Origin of the sequence: Pseudomonas sp. MF6767, from assembly GCF_016405475.1 — a bacterium.
GTDB lineage: Bacteria > Pseudomonadota > Gammaproteobacteria > Pseudomonadales > Pseudomonadaceae > Aquipseudomonas > Aquipseudomonas paracarnis.
Genome location: NZ_JAEKCY010000009.1, coordinates 1 through 18,351, shown reverse-complemented (window position 1 = coordinate 18,351; position 18,351 = coordinate 1). Strand labels below are relative to the sequence as shown.

Genomic DNA, 18,351 nt, shown 5'->3' with positions numbered 1-18,351 from the left:
TCTTCTCGTTCAGTGACGGTGCTGGCGGGTAACGCCGGCATCGAATTGCGCGACCACCTGCTGCCAGCCGGCCGCGATCAGCGCCTGGTCAGTGAGGTCGGATGGAGCGGCAAGGTTGGCGCTGCGGTTGAGCCAGATATCCGGCTCACTGCCTTGCACGCGCATCAGCAGCGAACCGCTGGTGGCCGGCGCCTGGCTCAAGCCCAGGTAGGCAGCCGGTGCCAGCAACTGCCAGCGGTGGCCGCCTCGGCTTACTGAGCTAGCGTCCTGGGCAAAGGGGGCGAAGCCTTCTTCGGCCAGTTGCTCAGGCGTCGGCAGGGCGCTGTGTTCCTGCTGCAACAGGTGGATTTCATCCAGGGTCACCCGCAGGTCGGCGTAGATGCCTTGCTCGGCGGCGCTCAGGTCGCGGCGGGCGTCCAGCTGATGGCTTGGCACCGCCGCGACTTCCTGGGTTTCCCCATGCAGCGCCACGACCGTGCCCGCCACCGCGAGGATGATCAGACACAACAGCAACACATAAAGGGTTTCGTGGCCCGCGCCGGCGGGGCGTACAACCTGTGTGGTACTCATTGCGACGGGATATCCGCTTGGTCGATTTCCACCACGTGGCCGGGGCCGGCATCGAAGAGCACGTAGAACTCGGCGGCGGGCTTCTTGAAGGTCAGGGTCGAATCCTCGCCGAGCTTGCCCGGCACCAGGATGGTTTCGTCGTAGCCGATCACATCCAGGGTTACGCCGGGGGCGCCACTGCCGTCGGAGAACCCGCCTTTGCACTGGATCTGCTCACCGGGGATTTCCTTGCATTCGCACATCGGGTTGTGGGCGAAGGCGGTGGTGCTCAGGCCGGCGCACAGCAACAGCGCGGCGCGGGTGAAGCGCTTGAACGTCATGGTTTGACTCCTTGCTTGTTCAGCCAGGCAATGGTGGCAGGCGAGGCCTGGCTCAGCGGGATGGAACCCTGGTGCATGCTGCCGTCCCACCCTTCCATGGTCACCCATATTTCGGCGTCCGCCGGGGTGCGTTCGGGGATCGGCAGGGCGGCGCCCATACGGTACGGCGTGCCGAAGAAGATCACTCCGGCGGCGCGCAGGCTGCGGGGTTTGCCGATACGCAGGTAAGTGGCCTTGACCTGCTCGGCACAGGTATCGCACAGGGCAGCGTTGAAGAACTTCATCGGGCCAGCCGGGTTCGGGCTCGGGCCTTCGTTGCGAAACTCAGCCAGCGTCAGGCTCCAGGGGCCGACTTGCACCTGCCCGGCCACACGCTCGCCGATGCCGGTATCCCCGCGAAACAACGCGGCGTCGGCAAAGTATTTGGGCATGAACCCCAGCGGCACCAGCAACAGCAGGATGTTGATATGGAAACGCCATTTCAGCCAAAAGGCGCGCAGCGGGGACGGGGGTACGGTTGCGACCTTGCTCATCGCTGAGCCTCCGAGGTGTCGGCGTGCATGGCCGGGATGGGCGCGTGCTGACGTTGCGTCTTGGCCTCGCGCTTGAGGGCGTTGAGGGTGGCCAGGGCGGTGCGCTTGGTCCAGATCAGCAAGCCGCTCAATACCATCATGCTCAGCACCAGGCCGAAGAATGCCCAGATCAGCTTGATCCACAAACCGCCAAAGTCCCCGGTGTGCAGTGGGCGCATCGACTCGGTGACGAATTCCAGCGGGGTACGGTCGGACAACAGGTTGGAGACCGCGATTTCACCCTCATAGGGGTTCAGCTGTGCGGTCTGGAACATCAACGGGTACCAGCCACGCCCGCCGATCTGCAGGTGGCTGTAGGCGTTGCTTGGCATGAACACAAAGCTGGCGTCCAGGCCGGGGATTCGCTCGGCGGCGATGTCGATCGCCTTGTCGATAGGGATCATCGGCGCCGGCACTCCCGGCGCCGACAGCGGCACCTTATCCCGTGCGATCACTGGCACGATGGGTTCACTGGAAATGGATATCTGGTTGTCGCCCAGGACAGCCTCGATCAGGAACCAGGTGCCAGTGATTGAAATGACCGCGATAAACCAGATCGACCAGATGCCGCTCAGGCGGTGAAAGTCGCCCCAGAAAATCCGTGCGCCGTGGCGGACGCGCAGGGTAGGGCGCAGGAAGCCTTTCCAGAAGCGCTTGTACACCACCAGCCCGGTGATCAGCGAGGCGAGCAGCGGCAAGCCCAACGCGGACACCAGGTACCAGCCCCAACTGTAACCATTGGTAAATGGCACCAGCCACCAGCCATGCAGGGCACGAGTGAATTGCTGGAAGTTGAACGAGGGGCTGATGCCCTGGATCGCGCCGGTGTAGGGGTTGGCATACACCTCCACGGAGCGCCCATCCGGGTAGCTGAGGCCGACGCTTAGCGCGAAGTGCGACTCATCCGGGCGGATAATGGACTGGACGATAGCCTTGGGTTCATCGCGCTTGATGGCCGCGATCACCTGGTCAAAGCTCAACGGCTGGGCTTCATCCGACGGCTTGCTGGCGCGGATATCCGGGTTGGCCAGCCACACGATTTCCTGGCTCACCACGGCCAGCGTGCCGGTAACGCAGACGATCAGCACAAAGAACCAGATGGGCAACGCCAGCCAGCTATGAACGAGAAACCAGAGTTTGGAGCGTGACTTCTTCGACATATGAATGAGGGTCTTGAACGGAGGGGGCGATAGAGGCCCGGAAAAGGCCAGTCGTAGCTTTTGCTGACGCGACAGGCTGTATCTAAGTTAAGACGGATGAGAATGAGAAATCCCTAAGGCGGATATGAAAGAAAATGTTTCAGGATTGCATTCAGGGTGTATGGCGTAACCCTGTGGGAGCTGGCTTGCCTGCGATGACATCGACTCGATCCAACGGATGCACCGAGTCGTCTGCACCGCAGGCAAGCCAAATCCCACATGGGATGTGTATTGCGTTGCAACTATCAGCCTTGCTTGAACAACTCCATGGCGCGCTGGCGTATCTGCTCCTCGGTGAGGTCTTCCTTGTGCGTGGCCAGGAACCAGAGATGACCGAACGGATCTTTCACGCTCGCAGAGCGGTCGCCATAAAACTGATCCTTCGGCTCGGACACCACGGTGGCGCCGGCATCAACCGCTCGTTGAAATTGTGCATCCACATCTTCCACATACAGATGCAGACCAATGCTGGTGTGCTCATCCGGATTGCGCAGGGCCATTTGATCGCAGGGCGTACCGAGCATCAGCGATGAATCACCAATCCGCAGTTCGGCATGACCCACCCTGCCGTCGGGCATGTCCAGGCGCATGACTTGCGTGGCGCCAAAGGCTTTTTTGTAGAACTCGATGGCCTCGCCCGCTTTGTCGATGCCCATATAAGGTGTGAGGCTGTGATAACCGTCGGGAATAGCTTTAACGTTCATGACATTCTCCCTGAGTCGAGGTATGAACATTTCACTATAGGCCACGTAATGCGTGGCCTGCGGGCAACCGACGAGGTGCTTTTATCAAGGCGGTGTGGTGGGCTCCAGCAGTTGGGCGCCCGGCCCATACTCAGCGAGCTTATCGTCCTGATTGCGCAACGGGCACGCCTCCATCGATAAGCACCCGCAACCGATGCAGCCATTGAGCTTGTCGCGCAGCAGCACCAGTTTGTTGATGCGCTCATCCAGGTCTTCACGCCACAACGCCGATAGGCGCTCCCAGTCGTGAACATTGGGTGCGCGCTCATCGGGCAAGGTGCGTAATGCCTCGCCAATGGTAGCCAGCGGAATGCCCAGGCGCTGGGCGATCTTGATCACCACTACGCGCCGCAATACATCCCGTGGATAACGCCGCTGGTTACCTGCATTGCGATTGCTCTTGATCAGCCCTTTTGCCTCGTAGAAGTGCAGGGCAGTAACCGCTACGCCGCTGCGAGCAGCGAGCTGCCCGACGCTGAGTTCCTTATTGAGCATGAACATCTCCCAAACAGTGCTTGACCTCGACTTAAGTAGAGGTTTTACCCTGCGTGGCATCGAATCGCAAGATTCTGCCTACAAAGAGAGGGGAGTGTTCATGCAGGTATCGGAGAAGTGTCGCGGCTTCACTCAATTGATCGAGTTTCAGATCAACCCCCAGCAGCAAGATGCCCTGGTGGCGGCCTTGTCCACTCAAAGCGAACGACTGGCCGAGGGCCACGATGGTTTTCTGAGTGCCAGCGTGCAGGTCAGCGAGGACGGCCGGCGGGTGCTCAATTACTTGCAATGGCAATCGCGCGCAGATGGCGAGGCGGCGTTCAAGTTCTTCGAGCAGCGCGGCGAAGATTTCTGGACGCTGATTCGCGCCCACCAGGCAACGGCGGTGACCTTCGGTTCGTTCCAGGTGCTGCAAAGCTTTGAGCGCAGCCATGACAACGCGCTGCACTGTCGCCTAAATGGATAAATGCAGCATCCGCCCGCCCTGCACGTTTTCGCCAGGTCGACGTTTGTTCACCGCCAGCTCGCCGAGCTTGATCAAGCGCGAGCGCGTGACGTTGCGGCTCAGGCCCAGCAGGTTGGCGGTATGCACCTGGTTGTAATGGCTGAAGCGGTAGGCCGCACGTAAGAGTGCGTCTTCGACCTTTTCATGCAGGGCGCCGGTATGTTCCTCGAACAGCGTTTGAAACGCCCGCGCCAGCAAGGCTTCGGCGCTGTTATCAATGTGGTGCGGGTTGTCGTCCTGGCGCTCGATACGCATGTTCGACAGGCGCAAATCGTCGCGCCCTATCACGCCCTTGTGACAGATCAGTAGGGTGTGATGGATGACGTTTTCCAATTCGCGGATGTTGCCTGGCCAGCTGTAGCTCTTGAGCTTGTGCTCGGCCTCACGGCTGATGGTGATCGGGCCGTAGCCCAGGCGCCGACTGTAGACTTCGATAAAGTGCCAGGTCAGCGGCAGGATATCGCCAGGGCGCTCGCGCAGTGGGCTGAGTTCCAGGCCGACCACGCCGAGACGGTAGTAGAGGTCTTCGCGGAAATGCCCGGCGTTGATGGCCTTTTCCAGTTGTACGTTGGTCGCGGCGAGCACGCGCACATCAATCGCAATGCTTTTGCGCGAGCCCAGGCGTACGACTTCACGCTCCTGCAACACCCGCAACAGTTTGACCTGGATCGCTATTGGCAGATCGCCGATCTCATCGAGGAACAAGGTACCGCCGTCAGCCTCTTCGAACCAGCCGGCCTTGGCGCTCAGGGCACCGGTAAAGGCACCTTTGTCATGGCCGAACAGCTCGGCTTCCACCAGGGATTCGGAGAATGCCCCGCAGTTCACCGCCACGAACGGCCGGTTGCGCCGCGCGCTGAGGTTGTGGATATGGCGCGCCACCAGCTCTTTGCCGGTACCGGTTTCGCCGATGATCAACACGCTTGCGTCGCTGGGCGCTACTTGCTGGATGTGGTTGAGCAAGGCCTGGGATTCAGGGTCTTCAAAGACCTGAGCGGTGGCGCGGATCGAGGTCGCGAGTGCGGAGGAGGGCGGTAGGGTCAACAACTGCATGGGCACCTCGTTGAAGGGCTGTCGCCAGGGCAACGGTTGCGTAGCGAACAGTCGGGCTACGTGACGCCATTTATAGAGGGTTGAATTTATTCCGTAAACGAATGCATTTAAATATTTATAGATCGAAAATGAATATGTAGGTAGGGCTATCGAACCTGCTGTAACGGTTGATAGCGACTATCACGGGCGTTGATTTTTCATGGCAGGGGGGCGGGAGTAGCCTGTGTTCATTGACTCGAAATCTCCCCAGCAGGACCGCCGCCATGAACCGTCTATTCGCTATTTCGTTACTGTCTGTCATCTCTGTTCTCGCCGGGTGCGCGACTCACCCATCGCCTGAGATGCGCCCTTACACGGCAGAAGAAACCAAACAGTTGGCGTTGGAAGCGTTGAGTCGTCGCGGGTTGTCATTTGATGAATACCAACAGCAGCGTGCTGCCCTGACTGGCCAGCCACAGAAAACCTTTGGCTTTGATCAGCAGGCTGAAATGAACGCACAGCGCGCCGCACAGCGCAGCGGCCGTGCGAGTTGAGAGCCGGGTGACGACAGGTACGTCTTCCGGTTTGACGAGCTGATATCTGTCGGCTAGAACTTAGCCTTAGCAACGCATCACGGCTGCATGATGCAGGCGGATGGTTGAGTCGAGTGTCTGATTTTTCCTGTCTCTTTGGCTTCGTGCCATGTCGTAGTTTCGCTGTGGAATAGCATTGCAAGACATTCCAAATTGAATGTACTTCGGGTTGCGTCAGCCGTTCGCGGCGCGTGACTCCGTGCCGGGTGCTTTCTGACGGGATCGTGAAACTGCGCAGTCTTTCTTCGATAGAAATACGCCTGGCCTGCCATTGAGGCTGGTGATCATGAGGATGTCGATCGGGTGGGGTTTGCTTGTTTCGCGCTGTGGTTGGAGTTTGCCTGGCGTGTTCTTCGCGTTGCTGAGTGTGGAGGTTTCGGCGGCGGCCTGTACGGCACCTGCCTACCAAGCTGGGACCGTCTATGAACAGGGCAATCGGGTGCAGAACAAAAACCAGCAGGACAAAACCCACGAGTTTGAATGTTGGAAAGACACTGACAAATCGCCGCACGGGCCGGGCAGTTGGCAATGGTGCAACCAGCCCGATTACAACCCCGGGCAGCCATCCTCTCATGGTGTCGAGATTTGGGGCGATGCCTGGAAGGATCTGGGGGAATGCGGTGGCTTCCAGGGTAACCGTCTGACCCTGAACTTCAGCACGTTAAGCGGCCGGGGGCCGATCAGCCAGCCAACCCCGGGCGTGGCGCGGGCCGATCAGGTAGTCACTGGCGTATTGCGCTGCAAAGCCGAGGAGATCCCGATCAGTGCCAAGTCCGGCGAAACCATTCACCTCGATAACCTGAAGGCCTGCGACTACCAACTGGTGATGAACCCCGCTGGTGGGTTTGTGCCCTTGAACACACCGCGTATCGTTTCCTTCCAGCGAGAGGAGGGTGAGGAACAGGCGGTCACCCTGAAGTATCGGCCACCGGTGCAGGTGGGCAGGCTCAGCGGCCTGCCAGGGGTCAAGATTGAATTGTTTGCCCAGGGGCTGATACAGCCTCGGCAGATGGCGATGGGCAAGGACGTGCTCTATGTGGGCTCCAGTGCGATTCCATCCTACGTCTATGACGGGAAAATCGCCGATATGATCTATGCCTTGCCCCTGGACAATGCCGGCAAACCCACCGGCATCTACGTGATTGCCAGCGGGTTGGAGGAGCCGCACGGTGTGGTGTATCGCGACGGTGATTTGTACTACTCGACCACTGGCGGCCTCTATCGTTTGCGCGATGCCGATGCGCATTACAAGGATCCTTCGCCTGAGCGGGTGTTCAAATTCCCCGCCGACGATGCGCCATTTCCTCTGCCTTCCGTGGCGTCTGGCTCCAGCACTCGCTTCTGGCATATGAAGCACCCTTTGCATTTCAACCCGCTGGACCCCGCCGACACTGGCCTGTACACCGCCGTCGGCATTCCTTGCAACTTGTGCATGATCCCGCCTGACCCGCGTTACGGCACGTTACTGCGTTATGACACCGTGACCGGTAAAGCGCAGATTCTTGCAAAAGGGGTGCGCAACTCTGTGGGGTTCGACTGGAACCCGCAGACCGGTGAAATCTGGTTCACCGACAACAACCGCCAGGGCTACCCCAACCCCGACGAAATCAACCGCATCAGCGGCCCAAACCAGCACTTCGGTGTGCCCTATCTGTTTGGCAAAGGCACGCCGGGTTTCACCGATGAGGAGTTTGGCAACCCGGCGGTGATCCAGCCGCCCTTGGTTCAGGGAGCGATTGTTTCCGATAAGTCCCGGCAGCAGATCGACCCGAAAGACTACGTGCCTGCCGCTTTCGAGCTGGGTACCAACACCGCACCTCTGGGGCTGAAGTTCTGGAGTGGTTACCCGGCTCGCACACGTTCGCAGAATATGCTGGTTGCCGTGCATGGAGCGGGCACGGCCGAGCGGCCGGGTATGGATGTGCGACTCGTCTCGATCCAGGACGGAACGCGAGTGGTCAATCAGATCCCGTTGATCAATGGGTTTATCCAAGACCCCCTGCGTTTCGATGTGTATTGCCTGGACGACTCCTGCATTGGTCGGCCGGCTGACTTCCTGGCGCTACCGGACAACAGCCTGCTGATCTCCGATGACGTCGCCGGGGTGATTTATCGCGTCAGTTATGACCCAGCAGGGTTGCCGAACACAGAGTTGACCCTGCGGCCGGCGCTCGCACCGGCACCTGAGCTGGAGAATGAGATGATCAGTGGCACGCTGATTGCGCCGGGCGGTAATACCCGCCAGTTCCATGCATCCTTCAACCCTGCTGACAGTTATGCCGCATTGGTGCTCAAGGGTTTGCCCTACGGGACTTACCAGGTTCGGCTCAATGATGTGAAAAACTGGATTCCACAGACGCGTAATACTTCACTTACCTTGTCTGCCGACGACAACAAGCACGTGTTGAACATGCAGTACCGTGAGCGGCCGATCAAGCTGGATATCAACATCACGGTGTTGGCGCCGCCCAAGCCTGCGTCAGTAACGAATTCCAGTTGGCATTTCACCCTCAAGCTCAAGGGCTCTACGAGCACCGAGCCCAAAGTGGTGCAGGTGCCTTGGGGCGAAAGTGTCACCGAGCTTCTGGACTATGGGGATTACGAGGTCATCTATCCCTTTTACCCACAGGAGCTGCCACAGCCGGAACAGGTAGCGCTGCGTATCAACGAGGACAGCCAGGACGAGCAACTGTTACCTATCAGTTACCGTCATGAACCGAAATTGGGCGAAACAGTGCTTGCCGAATCCTGCACCAAATGCCACGCGGTGGAGTTTTTCAACAACCTGCGCATGGCGGTGGCATGGAGCAGTGCTGGCCAGGATGCGTTGGTGCGGCAAATCCAGAGCATGCCGGTGGCCGGGCATTGCGACACCACCTGTGCGACCGAAATCAGCAAGCATTTGTTTGAGGTGGTGTGGGCGCCCTACCTGAGCCCGAACGAGGCTCACGGTCAGCGCCAGTTGCGCTTGCTGACGCGCGATGAATACGCGGCCAGTGTCAAGGACATACTCGGCGTGGAGGTCAATACCCAGAAGCTGCCGGCAGATAAATCCGAGAAAGACTTCAAGTTCCCAGGTGAAGCCAGCAAAGGGCTGCTGCAGGCTGAAGACATCAAGCAGCTGTATGGCATGGCGGTGTCGATCGCCGAGCAAGTGGCACCTCAACGTGTAAAACGCTTCAAATCCACTGCCGGTACCCTTGAGGTCAGTGCCCTGGGTTATCAAGTGTTCCGCCGTCCTTTGAGCCCGTCTGAGTTGTCGCGTTATCAGGCGGTGTTGGATGAGCACGGAGAGCGGGCGCTGATCGCTGCGCTGCTGCTGTCGCCCAACTTCCTGTATCGCTCGGAGTTGGGCCAGGCTGTCGCGCGGCAGGCCGAGGTCTACAAGCTCACCCCTTATGAGACCGCAACTGCATTGTCCTACACCTATCAAGGCACCACTCCGGACGCGCAACTGCTGGCCAAGGCAGAGCGCAACGAGTTGCAGACAGTGCAGCAAATCAGCGCAGAAATAGACCGGATGATGCGCAGTGAGCGCGGGCTTGAGCAGTTCAATCGGTTCATCAGTTACTACATCAAGACTCAGCGCGGGGTGCAGGAGAAGCCCGGCCTGAGCGCACAGATGATCCAGTTGATGACCCAGGAGCAGGCCCTGTTGACCCGTCACGTGATGCTCGACGGCAAGGGGACGTTGGACGAGCTGTTCAACCCCGGTGTGACGTTCCTCAACAAGGCTCTGGCCGAACACTACGGTATCGGCGGCGTAACCGGTGACACGCTGCACAAAGTCGCCGTGGATGAGAAACGGGGTGGCTTGTTGCACTTGGGGCTTTTTCAGGCCTCTACCTCTGACTATCAGGTCACCTCACTGGTCAAGCGCGGCATTGCCATTCGCGAGCAGCTTTTCTGCCGGGAGTTTGGAGCACCGGTCGAAGCCGAGCCCACAGAGCCGGCCTACCCTGCGCGTGCGATCAGTACCCGTGAACGCTGGGACCTGATTAATGGTGAGCAGGCTTCGGGAGGGCGTTGCTGGCAGTGCCATCAGTACATGAACGACACCGGCGCATCGATGGAGCATTACGACGCTGCCGGGCGCTATCGCCAGCAGGAGCCTGCCTACAACTACGCGCAGTTCCCTGTGCAGTTGCCGATCAAAGCGTCCGGTCCGTTCATTGGGGTTGATGGCGCGGTGCCTATCGACGATGTGCGAGGTATTTCCAAGCTGATCGCGCACAACTCGGCGTCTCTGTTCTGCATGGCGGATAGCTATTTCCGTTTCGCTTCGGGCAACAAATCCGACGAGTCCACTTCCGCAACGGTCAAGGCATTGGTCGACGGGCTGAAGGGCAATGGCTCATTACCAGGGATGCTGCGCACGCTGGGTACCTCCAACGCGTTCCAATTCAAGACGCAGAGGGATTGATCATGGATATCTTGAAAAGTCGTCGTCGCTTTCTGGCCGGCCTGGCTGCGGTAGGTGTGTTCGGCCCGCTCACCCAGTGTGGCCTGGCGCGCATGGCCTTGGCCGGGCAAAACCAGCAGGCCAAGTTAAAAGTGGTTTTCTTTGTGGTACCTGATGGCCTGGCAGTCGACTCTGCAACCGCCTATTCCAGTGATGGTCGAGGCCTCTGGCATCCCGCTGCCGAAGCTTTGGACACTTCCGACTTCCAGCTCAACGAGGTCAGCCAGGAGCTTGCGGCCTATAAAAACCAGTCCTTGTACCTGCGTGGCACGATTCTGGGCCCTGGCAATGAAGGCCATAACGGCTGGACGTGGGCGTTGCGCGACCGTGAGAAGAAGATGGCGTCGATTGATGTGTTGCTTGGCCGCCATATGCCGGGGACCGATCCGTCCCAGCGGAGTCTTTTTGCCGGACCGCATTCAGGCATTGACGGGACCGCCTGGCAGGTATCCTGGGAAGGGCCGGAAAATGGCGGCGCAATGCGCAGGCCTGAGCAGGACCCGGTGTTGATGTACGAGAAAATCTTTGGCGCGGTCAGTCGTGAGGTGCGCGAGCAGCAGGTGCGAAACATGCATGTATTTGATCCGGTGCTGGCGGATATCAACGAGCTGCGAGGCAGGCTTGCGGGGGCGCAAAAGCAGAAGCTCGATATGCAGCTTGATTCGGTTGAGCAGGTCATGAAAGACATGGAAGAAACTCTGCCACCCATTGGCGAATGTTCGCCTTTGCAGATGGACACGTTGCCGTTCAAATCTGCGGAATTTCGTAACCAGGTACAGCATCACCACCATCAGGTGGTTGCCACAGCGCTGGGGTGTGGCATCACGCGTGTAGCGACGATTCAAGTCGGGCGCTCGGCGGAGTCGCTCAATATCCTGGACGTCAGTAATGTGACCAACCCCCATGACTGCGCCCATCGTTATGCTGGGCTGGACGTATGGAAACGATCCCGGCAGTGGTATACCCAGCGAGCCAAGTTGTTCATGGATGAGTTGGCGAAGCATGCCGATCCCGATGTGCCGGGTGACAGCCTGCTTGAACACACGCTTGTGGTATTCACCAGCGAGATGGCCGATGGTGCCCCGGAGCATACGAAGGATATGCCGCTGGTACTGATGGGCGGGGCCAGCGGGTTGTTGAAGAGCGGCGATGGCGCAGGACGCTATTTCAACATCACGGCCCAGGGTGATCGTCAACAAGAAGGCAACCCGGTCATTGGCAATAAAATGGTCGATATGCAGCGAATCTGGGCCACCATCGCCCGGGCAGCCGGAACCGTTGTGCCCTACAACGGAAACATCGATCCGGTGAGCGGGTTGTTTACTAACGTTTGAGTCGCCTCGCGCTGCACTAAAAGCCGAAAAGTCCGTATGGCGGATTTTTCGGCTTTTTGCATTTGCACCCAATCGCCTTTGAGCCTGTTAAGCTGAAAATCAGGAGCGTTCCTACGCACATTTACATCACGTGGTTCTTCTTCAATGGCACTCGATCAGTTAAACCTGACGACCTCTGTTCTGTTCGATGCCCCCGGGACGCCGCTCTCGGGAACACGCTCTGCGAGTTTTACGCCATGAATAAACGTCCGTTGTATTTCGACTATGCCGCCACCACGCCAGTGGATGAGCGAGTTATCCAGGTGATGGTCGAGTGCCTGGGTTTCAATGCCAATTTTGGCAACCCTGCGTCCAGTTCCCATGCATTCGGCCAGGCGGCCCGGCAAACGGTTGAGCAGGCGCGACGGCAGGTAGCCGAATTGGTCGGCGCCCAGCCTGAGCAAATTGTCTGGACTTCCGGTGCCACCGAGTCCAACAACCTTGCGATCAAAGGGGTGGCCCAGGCGCGAGGGCTGGCGGGTGGGCATATCATCACCAGCCAGATCGAGCACAAAGCCACACTCGACACCGCGCGGCAGTTGCAGGAAGCCGGCGTGGCTGTGACCTATCTGGTGCCCGATGCCGATGGCTTGATCAGCGTTCAGGCTGTCAGTGAGGCATTGCGTGAGGACACCTTCCTGGTGTCTTTGATGCTGGTCAATAATGAACTGGGCACCCTTAACGACATTCCGGCTATCGGCGCGCGGGTGCGTGAGCAGGGCGCGCTGTTTCACGTGGACGCGGCACAGGGGGCGGGCAAGGTTGCCATTGACCTGGCGCAGTGGTCGGTGGATTTGATGTCTTTTTCCGCCCACAAGCTCTACGGCCCAAAAGGCATTGGCGCGCTGTACGTTGGGCTTCGTGCGCAACAGAAAGTGTTGGCGCAGATTCATGGCGGCGGCCACGAAGGTGGCTTGCGTTCGGGCACCCTGGCGACGCATCAGATTGCGGGCATGGGCACGGCGTTCGCTCTGGCGGCGGCGTACTTTGCCGAGGAAAAGGCGCAGATCGTGGCCTTGCGTGAACGTTTGTTGGAGCAGTTGGCGTCGATTCCCGGAGTACGCCTCAATGGCAGCCCAACCCAGCGTATTCCCCACACCCTCAGCCTGACGTTCAGCGAAGGCGAATTCAACGCTGCCGCCTTGAGTGCGGGCATTGCCTTTTCGGCGACTTCAGCGTGCAATTCGGCTAGCAATGCACCGTCCCACGTCCTGGTGGCCCTGGGGCATGATGCCCGCAGCGCTGGTCGCACTATTCGCTTGAGCCTGGGCCGGTTCACCACCGAGCGGGATATCGACGACGCTGTGCAATTGATCAAGACGGTACAGGCCAGCGCACCAGCGTTCTGGGCTGTCTGATACTTCATTTGCAATACATAACAATTATTAGTGGTTAGCAGGAGACACAATGAGTACGCAGCCTTTGACCCATGGAACGGTTCCCCAGCGCTTGGCGCATACCCGTGAACTGATGCGCCGCGAAGGCATTCACGCCCTGCTGGTGCCGTCGGCGGACCCGCACTTGTCCGAGTATTTGCCGGGTTACTGGCAAGGGCGCCAGTGGTTGTCCGGGTTTCATGGTTCGGTGGGCACCCTGATCGTCACGGCGGAGTTTGCCGGGATCTGGGCGGATAGCCGTTATTGGGAACAAGCGACCAAGGAGCTCAAGGGCAGCGGTATCGAGTTGGTGAAGCTGCAACCGGGTCAGCCTGGACCGTTGGAGTGGCTGGCCGAGCAAACCCCTGAGGGTGGCGTGGTGGCGGTGGACGGTGCGGTCATGGCCGTGGCCTCGGCACGTACCCTGGGTGGCAAATTAGCCGAGCGTGGCGCGCGTCTGCGTACCGATATCGATGTGCTCGATGAAGTCTGGCAAGACCGCCCGGCGTTGCCGAACCAGCCGATTTATCAGCACCTGCCGCCCCAAGCCACCGTCAGTCGTGGCGAGAAACTGGCAGCTTTGCGTGCCAGTTTGAAAGACAAGGGCGCCGATTGGCATTTCATCGCGACGCTGGATGACATCGCCTGGCTATTCAACCTGCGCGGCGCTGATGTTTCGTTCAATCCGGTGTTTGTGTCCTTTGCCTTGATCAATCAGCAACAGGCCACTTTGTTTGTGGCGTTGGGCAAGGTCGATGCGCAACTGCGGGTGGTGCTTGAGCAGGATGGCGTGACCCTGCGTGATTACAGCGAGGTGGCGCAAGCGCTGCGAGCGGTACCGGCGGGCGCAAGCTTGCAAGTAGACCCCGCCCGCGTCACCGCCGGCTTGCTGGAAAACCTCGACGCGGGCGTCAAGCTGGTTGAAAGCCTCAACCCCACCACACTGGCCAAATCCCGCAAGAGCCTGGCGGACGCGGAACATATCCGCCAAGCCATGGAGCAGGATGGGGCGGCGCTGTGTGAATTCTTTGCCTGGCTCGATAGCGCCCTGGGCCGTGAACGCATTACCGAACTGACGATTGACGAGCACCTGACCGCTGCGCGTACCCGCCGCCCCGGCTATGTATCGCTGAGTTTCAACACCATTGCCGCTTTCAACGCCAATGGCGCGATGCCGCATTACCACGCCACCGAAGAAGAGCATGCGCTGATCGAAGGTGATGGCTTGCTGTTGATCGACTCCGGCGGCCAGTACCTGGGCGGAACCACGGACATCACGCGGATGGTGCCTGTCGGTACACCGAGTGAGGAGCAGAAACGCGATTGCACGCGAGTGCTCAAGGGCGTGATTGCTCTGTCCCGTGCGCAGTTCCCCAAGGGCATTCTTTCACCGTTGCTGGATGCCATTGCCCGTGCGCCGATCTGGGCAGAAGGCGTCGACTACGGTCACGGCACAGGCCATGGCGTAGGTTATTTCCTCAACGTGCATGAAGGCCCGCAGGTGATTGCCTATCAGGCTGCTGCGGCGCCACAAACGGCGATGCAGCCAGGGATGATCACTTCAATTGAGCCGGGTACTTATCGCCCTTGCCGTTGGGGCGTGCGCATTGAGAACCTGGTGTTGAACCGTGAAGCGGGCAAGACCGAGTTTGGCGAATTTCTCAAGTTCGAAACCCTGACCCTGTGCCCGATTGATACCCGCTGCCTGGAGCCGTCGTTGCTGACGGCGGATGAGCGCGAATGGTTCAACGCGTATCACGCCCAGGTGCGTGAGCGTTTGAGCCCGCTGCTCAAGGGTGCAGCGCTTGAATGGTTGCAGGTGCGCACTGCGGCGATTTGATCGGTTGCAGCCAAGGCATTGCCGGCTGCAATCAACACCTAGCTGAGGGCTTCACGCACAAAGTCCAGGCGGTCCTGGCCGAAGAACAGCTGGTTTCCTACAAAGAAACTGGGAGCGCCGAACACGCCGCGCTTAATGGCTCGTTCGGTTTTTTCCTTGAGAGCGTCCTTGACGGTTGCATCATTGGACAGGGCCAGTACCTGCTCGGGATCGAACCCCTGTTCGGTGAGCACATTGGCCACGACCTCTGGGTCGCCCAGGTGACGGCCTTCCACCCAGAGTGCGCGGAACAGGCAGTCGATGAAGTCGAGGAAGCGCTCAGGCTGGTGGATTTGAATGCCGGTGACGGCGCGCATCAGCACCAAGGTATTGATGGGAAAGTGCGGGTTGAACCTGAGCGGCACGTTGTAGCGTTTGGCGTAACGCGCCAGGTCATCGAGCATATAGCGCCCCTTGGCGGGCACCATGATCGGCGAGGCATTGCCCGTGGCCTTGAATACACCGCCCAACAGCATCGGTTGATACACCACCTGTGCGCCGGTTTTAGCGCACAGCGCCGGCAACTGGGTATAGGCCAGGTAAGTCGCGGGGCTGCCGAGATCAAAGAAGAACTCCAGGGTTTTACTCATGGTCTGTACTCACTGCTTATTGTTATAGAGGGAGTCACCAGGTTTCATTCCAGGGGCGCAGGTCCAGTTCGAACGTCCAGGCGTCCCGTGGCTGGCGATGCAGGAACCAGTAGTTGTCGGCAATATGGTCAGGGTTGAGGAGGGCGTCCTGATCCTTGAGGGCGTATTTTTGCGGGAAGTTCTCGCGAATGAAGTCGGTATCGATGGCACCGTCGACTACCACATGGGCGACATGGATGTTCATCGGGCCTAACTCCCGCGCCATGCTTTGTGCCAGGGCGCGTATCCCATGCTTGGCGCCAGCGAAGGCAGCAAACCCCGCGCTTCCGCGCAAGCCGGCGGTGGCTCCGGTGAACAGGATAGTGCCGCGGTTACGCGTGACCATGCGTTTGGCGACTTCCCGTGCGTTCAGGAAGCCGGAGAAGCACGCCATCTCCCAGATCTTGAAGTACTTGCGTGCGGTTTCTTCCAGAATGCTGCAAGGCACATTGGCGCCGATGTTGAAGACGAACGCTTCAATAGGTCCCAGCTCGGTTTCGATTTGCTCGACCAGAGCGATCACGTCCTCTTCTTTACGTGCATCACAGGCAAAACCATGGGCTTCACCGCCCGCCAACTGAATGCTGTCTACCAGGGGCTGCAGTTTGTCGGCGCTGCGACGGGTGACGCAGGCGATGTAGCCTTCGCGGGCAAAGCGTTTGGCTATGGCGCCGCCGGTCGCGTCACCGGCACCCACTACTAATACGATTTTCTTGTTGTGCGGCATGGGAACTCCATTGGTTCGATGGTCGAGCAGGAGTTTAGCCTTCGTGCCGCAACTGGCCTGAATTTAAGATGAGCAGTCAGGAAAGACTGCTCGGGCAGCTATTTGCAGATGACGATCATACTGCGGCTGGTATAGCCGGCTGGGTTGAGGCCGAAGGGATAGTCCCCAGGCTCTTCGGAGTTATCGCCGGATTTGGCTATCACCCGGTAGCCCTTGGCACCGCATGAGTTGGCTGCACTGGTGTAGCACTGGTCCCAGGAGGAGGACAGGCCTGAACAGTTGATATGCAGCCCTTTTTTACCCCGTTTCACTTCTGTTTTTGTGGTTGCAGCACAGCCAGCGATGCCCACAACCAGCAACAGTATCAAAATTCGTTTCATTCCCATCCTTAATAGCCGCCCTGCAAAAGAACAGAGCCGCTTTACTCGCTCTCGAGCGAAGCGTTCATGCTGTCCGTGTCGAAATTCTCCATGAATGACATTCGGTTACGGCCTAAACATGGCCTAAATGAGCGGCAAATACCAGAGCTGGCTTTAAAGATGATCAGTCGGCAGGCACCAGTGGTTTGGATTCGTTGCGCATCGTCAACGTGGCGCCTACGGAAGCCAGGATAATGCAGGTGATGGCCAGCCATTGGGCCAGGGATAAGTGCTCATGCAGAAAGAGCAGGCCGGAGAGGGCGCCGAACGCTGGTTCGATGCTCATGAGCGTGCCGAAGGTGCGAGCGGGGAGGCGAGTCAGTGCGACCATCTCCAAGGTGTAGGGCAAGGCGGTGGACAGAATCGCGACGCCAATGGCGATAGGGATCAGGGCGGGCGTCAGCAGCGCGGCGCCCGCATGCACGATGCCGATCGGTGCGACGAACAGGGCGGCAATCATTACGCCGAGTGCGGCGGTCTGAACACCATTGTCGTTCCCAGCCTTTTGGCCGAACAAAATATACAAGGCCCAGCATCCGCCTGCGCCCAGTGCGTACGCCGCGCCGACCCAGTCGATACCGCTACTGGCCTCGCCCGTCGGAATCAACAGCAGCAGGCCGATGATAGCCATGGCAATCCACAGGAAGTCGACAGCTCGGCGCGAGGCATAGATAGCGACGGCAAGCGGGCCTGTGAATTCGAGTGCTACGGCAATCCCCAGCGGTACGGTGCGAAGGGACATATAGAAGAGGAAGTTCATGCCGCCCAGCGCCATCCCGTAAATGATCACCGTGCGCAAGGACTTGGCTGTCAGCGTGGCGCGCCATGGGCGTAATAGCACCAGCATGATCACACTGGCGAAAATCAAACGCAGAGCAGTGGTGCCTTGTGCGCCAACAATAGGAAACATGCTTTTGGCCAATGACGCACCGGATTGGATGGACGCCATGGCGATCAATAGCAGGCCGATCGGAAACAATGCGGATGCCAGGCTGCGAGGTGGGGTGGTCATTGCGGTAGTTCTTCCGAAGTCATGATCGATAAATACGAGGCGCTATGATGCTTAACTGTCGACGAATGAGCAATATATTGCTCAAATGCTGCCTTGTAGCTATCTATATAGTGGGAGCATCGGGTTTTTGAGGTATTTGATAGAAAAACCGAATAATTGTGTTGACGGCAGATTCTGGAAGCCTATAATTCGCCCCACTTCCGGCGCAGTCGAAACGGAAAACTCCTTGGTAAACAATGAGTTATGCAGTTTTCGGCAGCAAGTTGCTTCAGTTCATCGAAGCCAAAAGGAAGTTGAAAAAGAGGTGTTGACAGCAGTGTGTAACGCTGTAGAATTCGCCTCCCGCTTACGAGAGATCGCAAGCGCAAGTGGTTGAAGTTGTTGAAGAAATCTTCGAAAACTTCTGAAAATAACCACTTGACAGCAAATGAGGCTGCTGTAGAAT

18 protein-coding genes are annotated in these 18,351 nt (G+C 58.8%); 6 read left to right on the top strand and 12 right to left on the bottom strand.

The window, feature by feature from the left end; all coding sequences use genetic code 11:
* Positions 1-9: 9 nt before the first annotated feature.
* The 6 genes from JFT58_RS15760 to soxR all read right to left on the bottom strand — a co-directional run bounded on the left by JFT58_RS15760 (position 10) and on the right by soxR (position 3,899).
* On the bottom strand, positions 10-570 hold the full coding sequence (locus JFT58_RS15760; RefSeq protein ID WP_014717807.1) for a DUF6162 family protein: 561 nt from the start codon (positions 568-570) through the stop codon (positions 10-12).
* Positions 567-890, bottom strand: coding sequence for a hypothetical protein (locus JFT58_RS15755; protein ID WP_020301064.1), 324 nt, complete (start codon positions 888-890; stop codon positions 567-569). The genes JFT58_RS15760 and JFT58_RS15755 overlap by 4 nt, the downstream gene beginning before the upstream one ends.
* Positions 887-1,423: a hypothetical protein gene (locus tag JFT58_RS15750; RefSeq protein WP_019817260.1), complete on the bottom strand. Its 537-nt coding sequence runs from the start codon at positions 1,421-1,423 to the stop codon at positions 887-889. The genes JFT58_RS15755 and JFT58_RS15750 overlap by 4 nt, the downstream gene beginning before the upstream one ends.
* Entirely contained in the window at positions 1,420-2,622 is a 1,203-nt protein-coding gene (locus JFT58_RS15745; RefSeq protein WP_054897880.1) for a PepSY-associated TM helix domain-containing protein, read from the bottom strand. The genes JFT58_RS15750 and JFT58_RS15745 overlap by 4 nt, the downstream gene beginning before the upstream one ends.
* 284 nt (positions 2,623-2,906) lie before the next feature.
* Positions 2,907-3,365 carry a VOC family protein gene (locus JFT58_RS15740; protein ID WP_054897881.1) on the bottom strand — a complete coding sequence of 153 codons (459 nt, stop codon included), beginning with the start codon at positions 3,363-3,365 and terminating at the stop codon, positions 2,907-2,909.
* A gap of 84 nt (positions 3,366-3,449) precedes the next feature.
* Positions 3,450-3,899 carry a redox-sensitive transcriptional activator SoxR gene (gene soxR / locus JFT58_RS15735; RefSeq protein WP_034127251.1) on the bottom strand — a complete coding sequence of 150 codons (450 nt, stop codon included), beginning with the start codon at positions 3,897-3,899 and terminating at the stop codon, positions 3,450-3,452.
* 100 nt (positions 3,900-3,999) lie between these two features.
* On the opposite strand from soxR, the gene JFT58_RS15730 reads away from it, so the two are divergent.
* Entirely contained in the window at positions 4,000-4,365 is a 366-nt protein-coding gene (locus tag JFT58_RS15730; RefSeq protein ID WP_034127271.1) for an antibiotic biosynthesis monooxygenase, read from the top strand.
* On the opposite strand, the gene JFT58_RS15725 is transcribed toward JFT58_RS15730, so the two are convergent.
* Complete coding sequence (locus JFT58_RS15725; protein WP_054897882.1) at positions 4,354-5,457, bottom strand: sigma-54 interaction domain-containing protein; 1,104 nt, start codon at positions 5,455-5,457, stop codon at positions 4,354-4,356. The genes JFT58_RS15730 and JFT58_RS15725 overlap by 12 nt on opposite strands.
* Before the next feature lie 263 nt (positions 5,458-5,720).
* On the opposite strand from JFT58_RS15725, the gene JFT58_RS15720 reads away from it, so the two are divergent.
* The 5 genes from JFT58_RS15720 (at position 5,721) to JFT58_RS15700 (ending at position 15,080) form a co-directional block, all read left to right on the top strand.
* The gene (locus JFT58_RS15720; protein ID WP_054897883.1) at positions 5,721-5,990 is read left to right on the top strand and encodes a hypothetical protein; all 270 of its coding nucleotides are present in this window, start codon (positions 5,721-5,723) and stop codon (positions 5,988-5,990) included.
* 385 nt (positions 5,991-6,375) lie between these two features.
* Positions 6,376-10,452 (top strand): DUF1592 domain-containing protein, encoded by a 4,077-nt coding sequence (locus tag JFT58_RS15715; protein WP_229999928.1) that lies wholly within the window; start codon positions 6,376-6,378, stop codon positions 10,450-10,452.
* A gap of 2 nt (positions 10,453-10,454) precedes the next feature.
* The gene (locus tag JFT58_RS15710) at positions 10,455-11,825 is read left to right on the top strand and encodes a DUF1552 domain-containing protein (RefSeq protein WP_054897884.1); all 1,371 of its coding nucleotides are present in this window, start codon (positions 10,455-10,457) and stop codon (positions 11,823-11,825) included.
* A 236-nt stretch (positions 11,826-12,061) separates the two neighbouring features.
* Positions 12,062-13,222, top strand: coding sequence for a cysteine desulfurase family protein (locus JFT58_RS15705; RefSeq protein WP_054897885.1), 1,161 nt, complete (start codon positions 12,062-12,064; stop codon positions 13,220-13,222).
* Positions 13,223-13,271: 49 nt separating this feature from the next.
* On the top strand, positions 13,272-15,080 hold the full coding sequence (locus JFT58_RS15700; protein ID WP_054897886.1) for an aminopeptidase P family protein: 1,809 nt from the start codon (positions 13,272-13,274) through the stop codon (positions 15,078-15,080).
* A gap of 38 nt (positions 15,081-15,118) precedes the next feature.
* On the opposite strand, the gene JFT58_RS15695 is transcribed toward JFT58_RS15700, so the two are convergent.
* The 5 genes from JFT58_RS15695 to JFT58_RS30330 all read right to left on the bottom strand — a co-directional run.
* Positions 15,119-15,709 carry a 2-hydroxychromene-2-carboxylate isomerase gene (locus JFT58_RS15695; RefSeq protein ID WP_054897887.1) on the bottom strand — a complete coding sequence of 197 codons (591 nt, stop codon included), beginning with the start codon at positions 15,707-15,709 and terminating at the stop codon, positions 15,119-15,121.
* Positions 15,710-15,743: 34 nt separating this feature from the next.
* Positions 15,744-16,475, bottom strand: a complete 732-nt coding sequence (locus JFT58_RS15690; RefSeq protein ID WP_014717823.1) for an SDR family oxidoreductase — start codon at positions 16,473-16,475, stop codon at positions 15,744-15,746.
* Between the two features lie 98 nt (positions 16,476-16,573).
* Positions 16,574-16,855: a hypothetical protein gene (locus JFT58_RS15685; RefSeq protein WP_003190182.1), complete on the bottom strand. Its 282-nt coding sequence runs from the start codon at positions 16,853-16,855 to the stop codon at positions 16,574-16,576.
* Positions 16,856-17,018: 163 nt separating this feature from the next.
* Positions 17,019-17,906: a threonine/homoserine exporter RhtA gene (gene rhtA / locus JFT58_RS15680; protein WP_054897888.1), complete on the bottom strand. Its 888-nt coding sequence runs from the start codon at positions 17,904-17,906 to the stop codon at positions 17,019-17,021.
* 182 nt (positions 17,907-18,088) lie between these two features.
* Positions 18,089-18,351 (bottom strand): hypothetical protein (locus JFT58_RS30330; protein ID WP_208727548.1); only part of this gene is annotated, 263 nt, incomplete at its 5' end.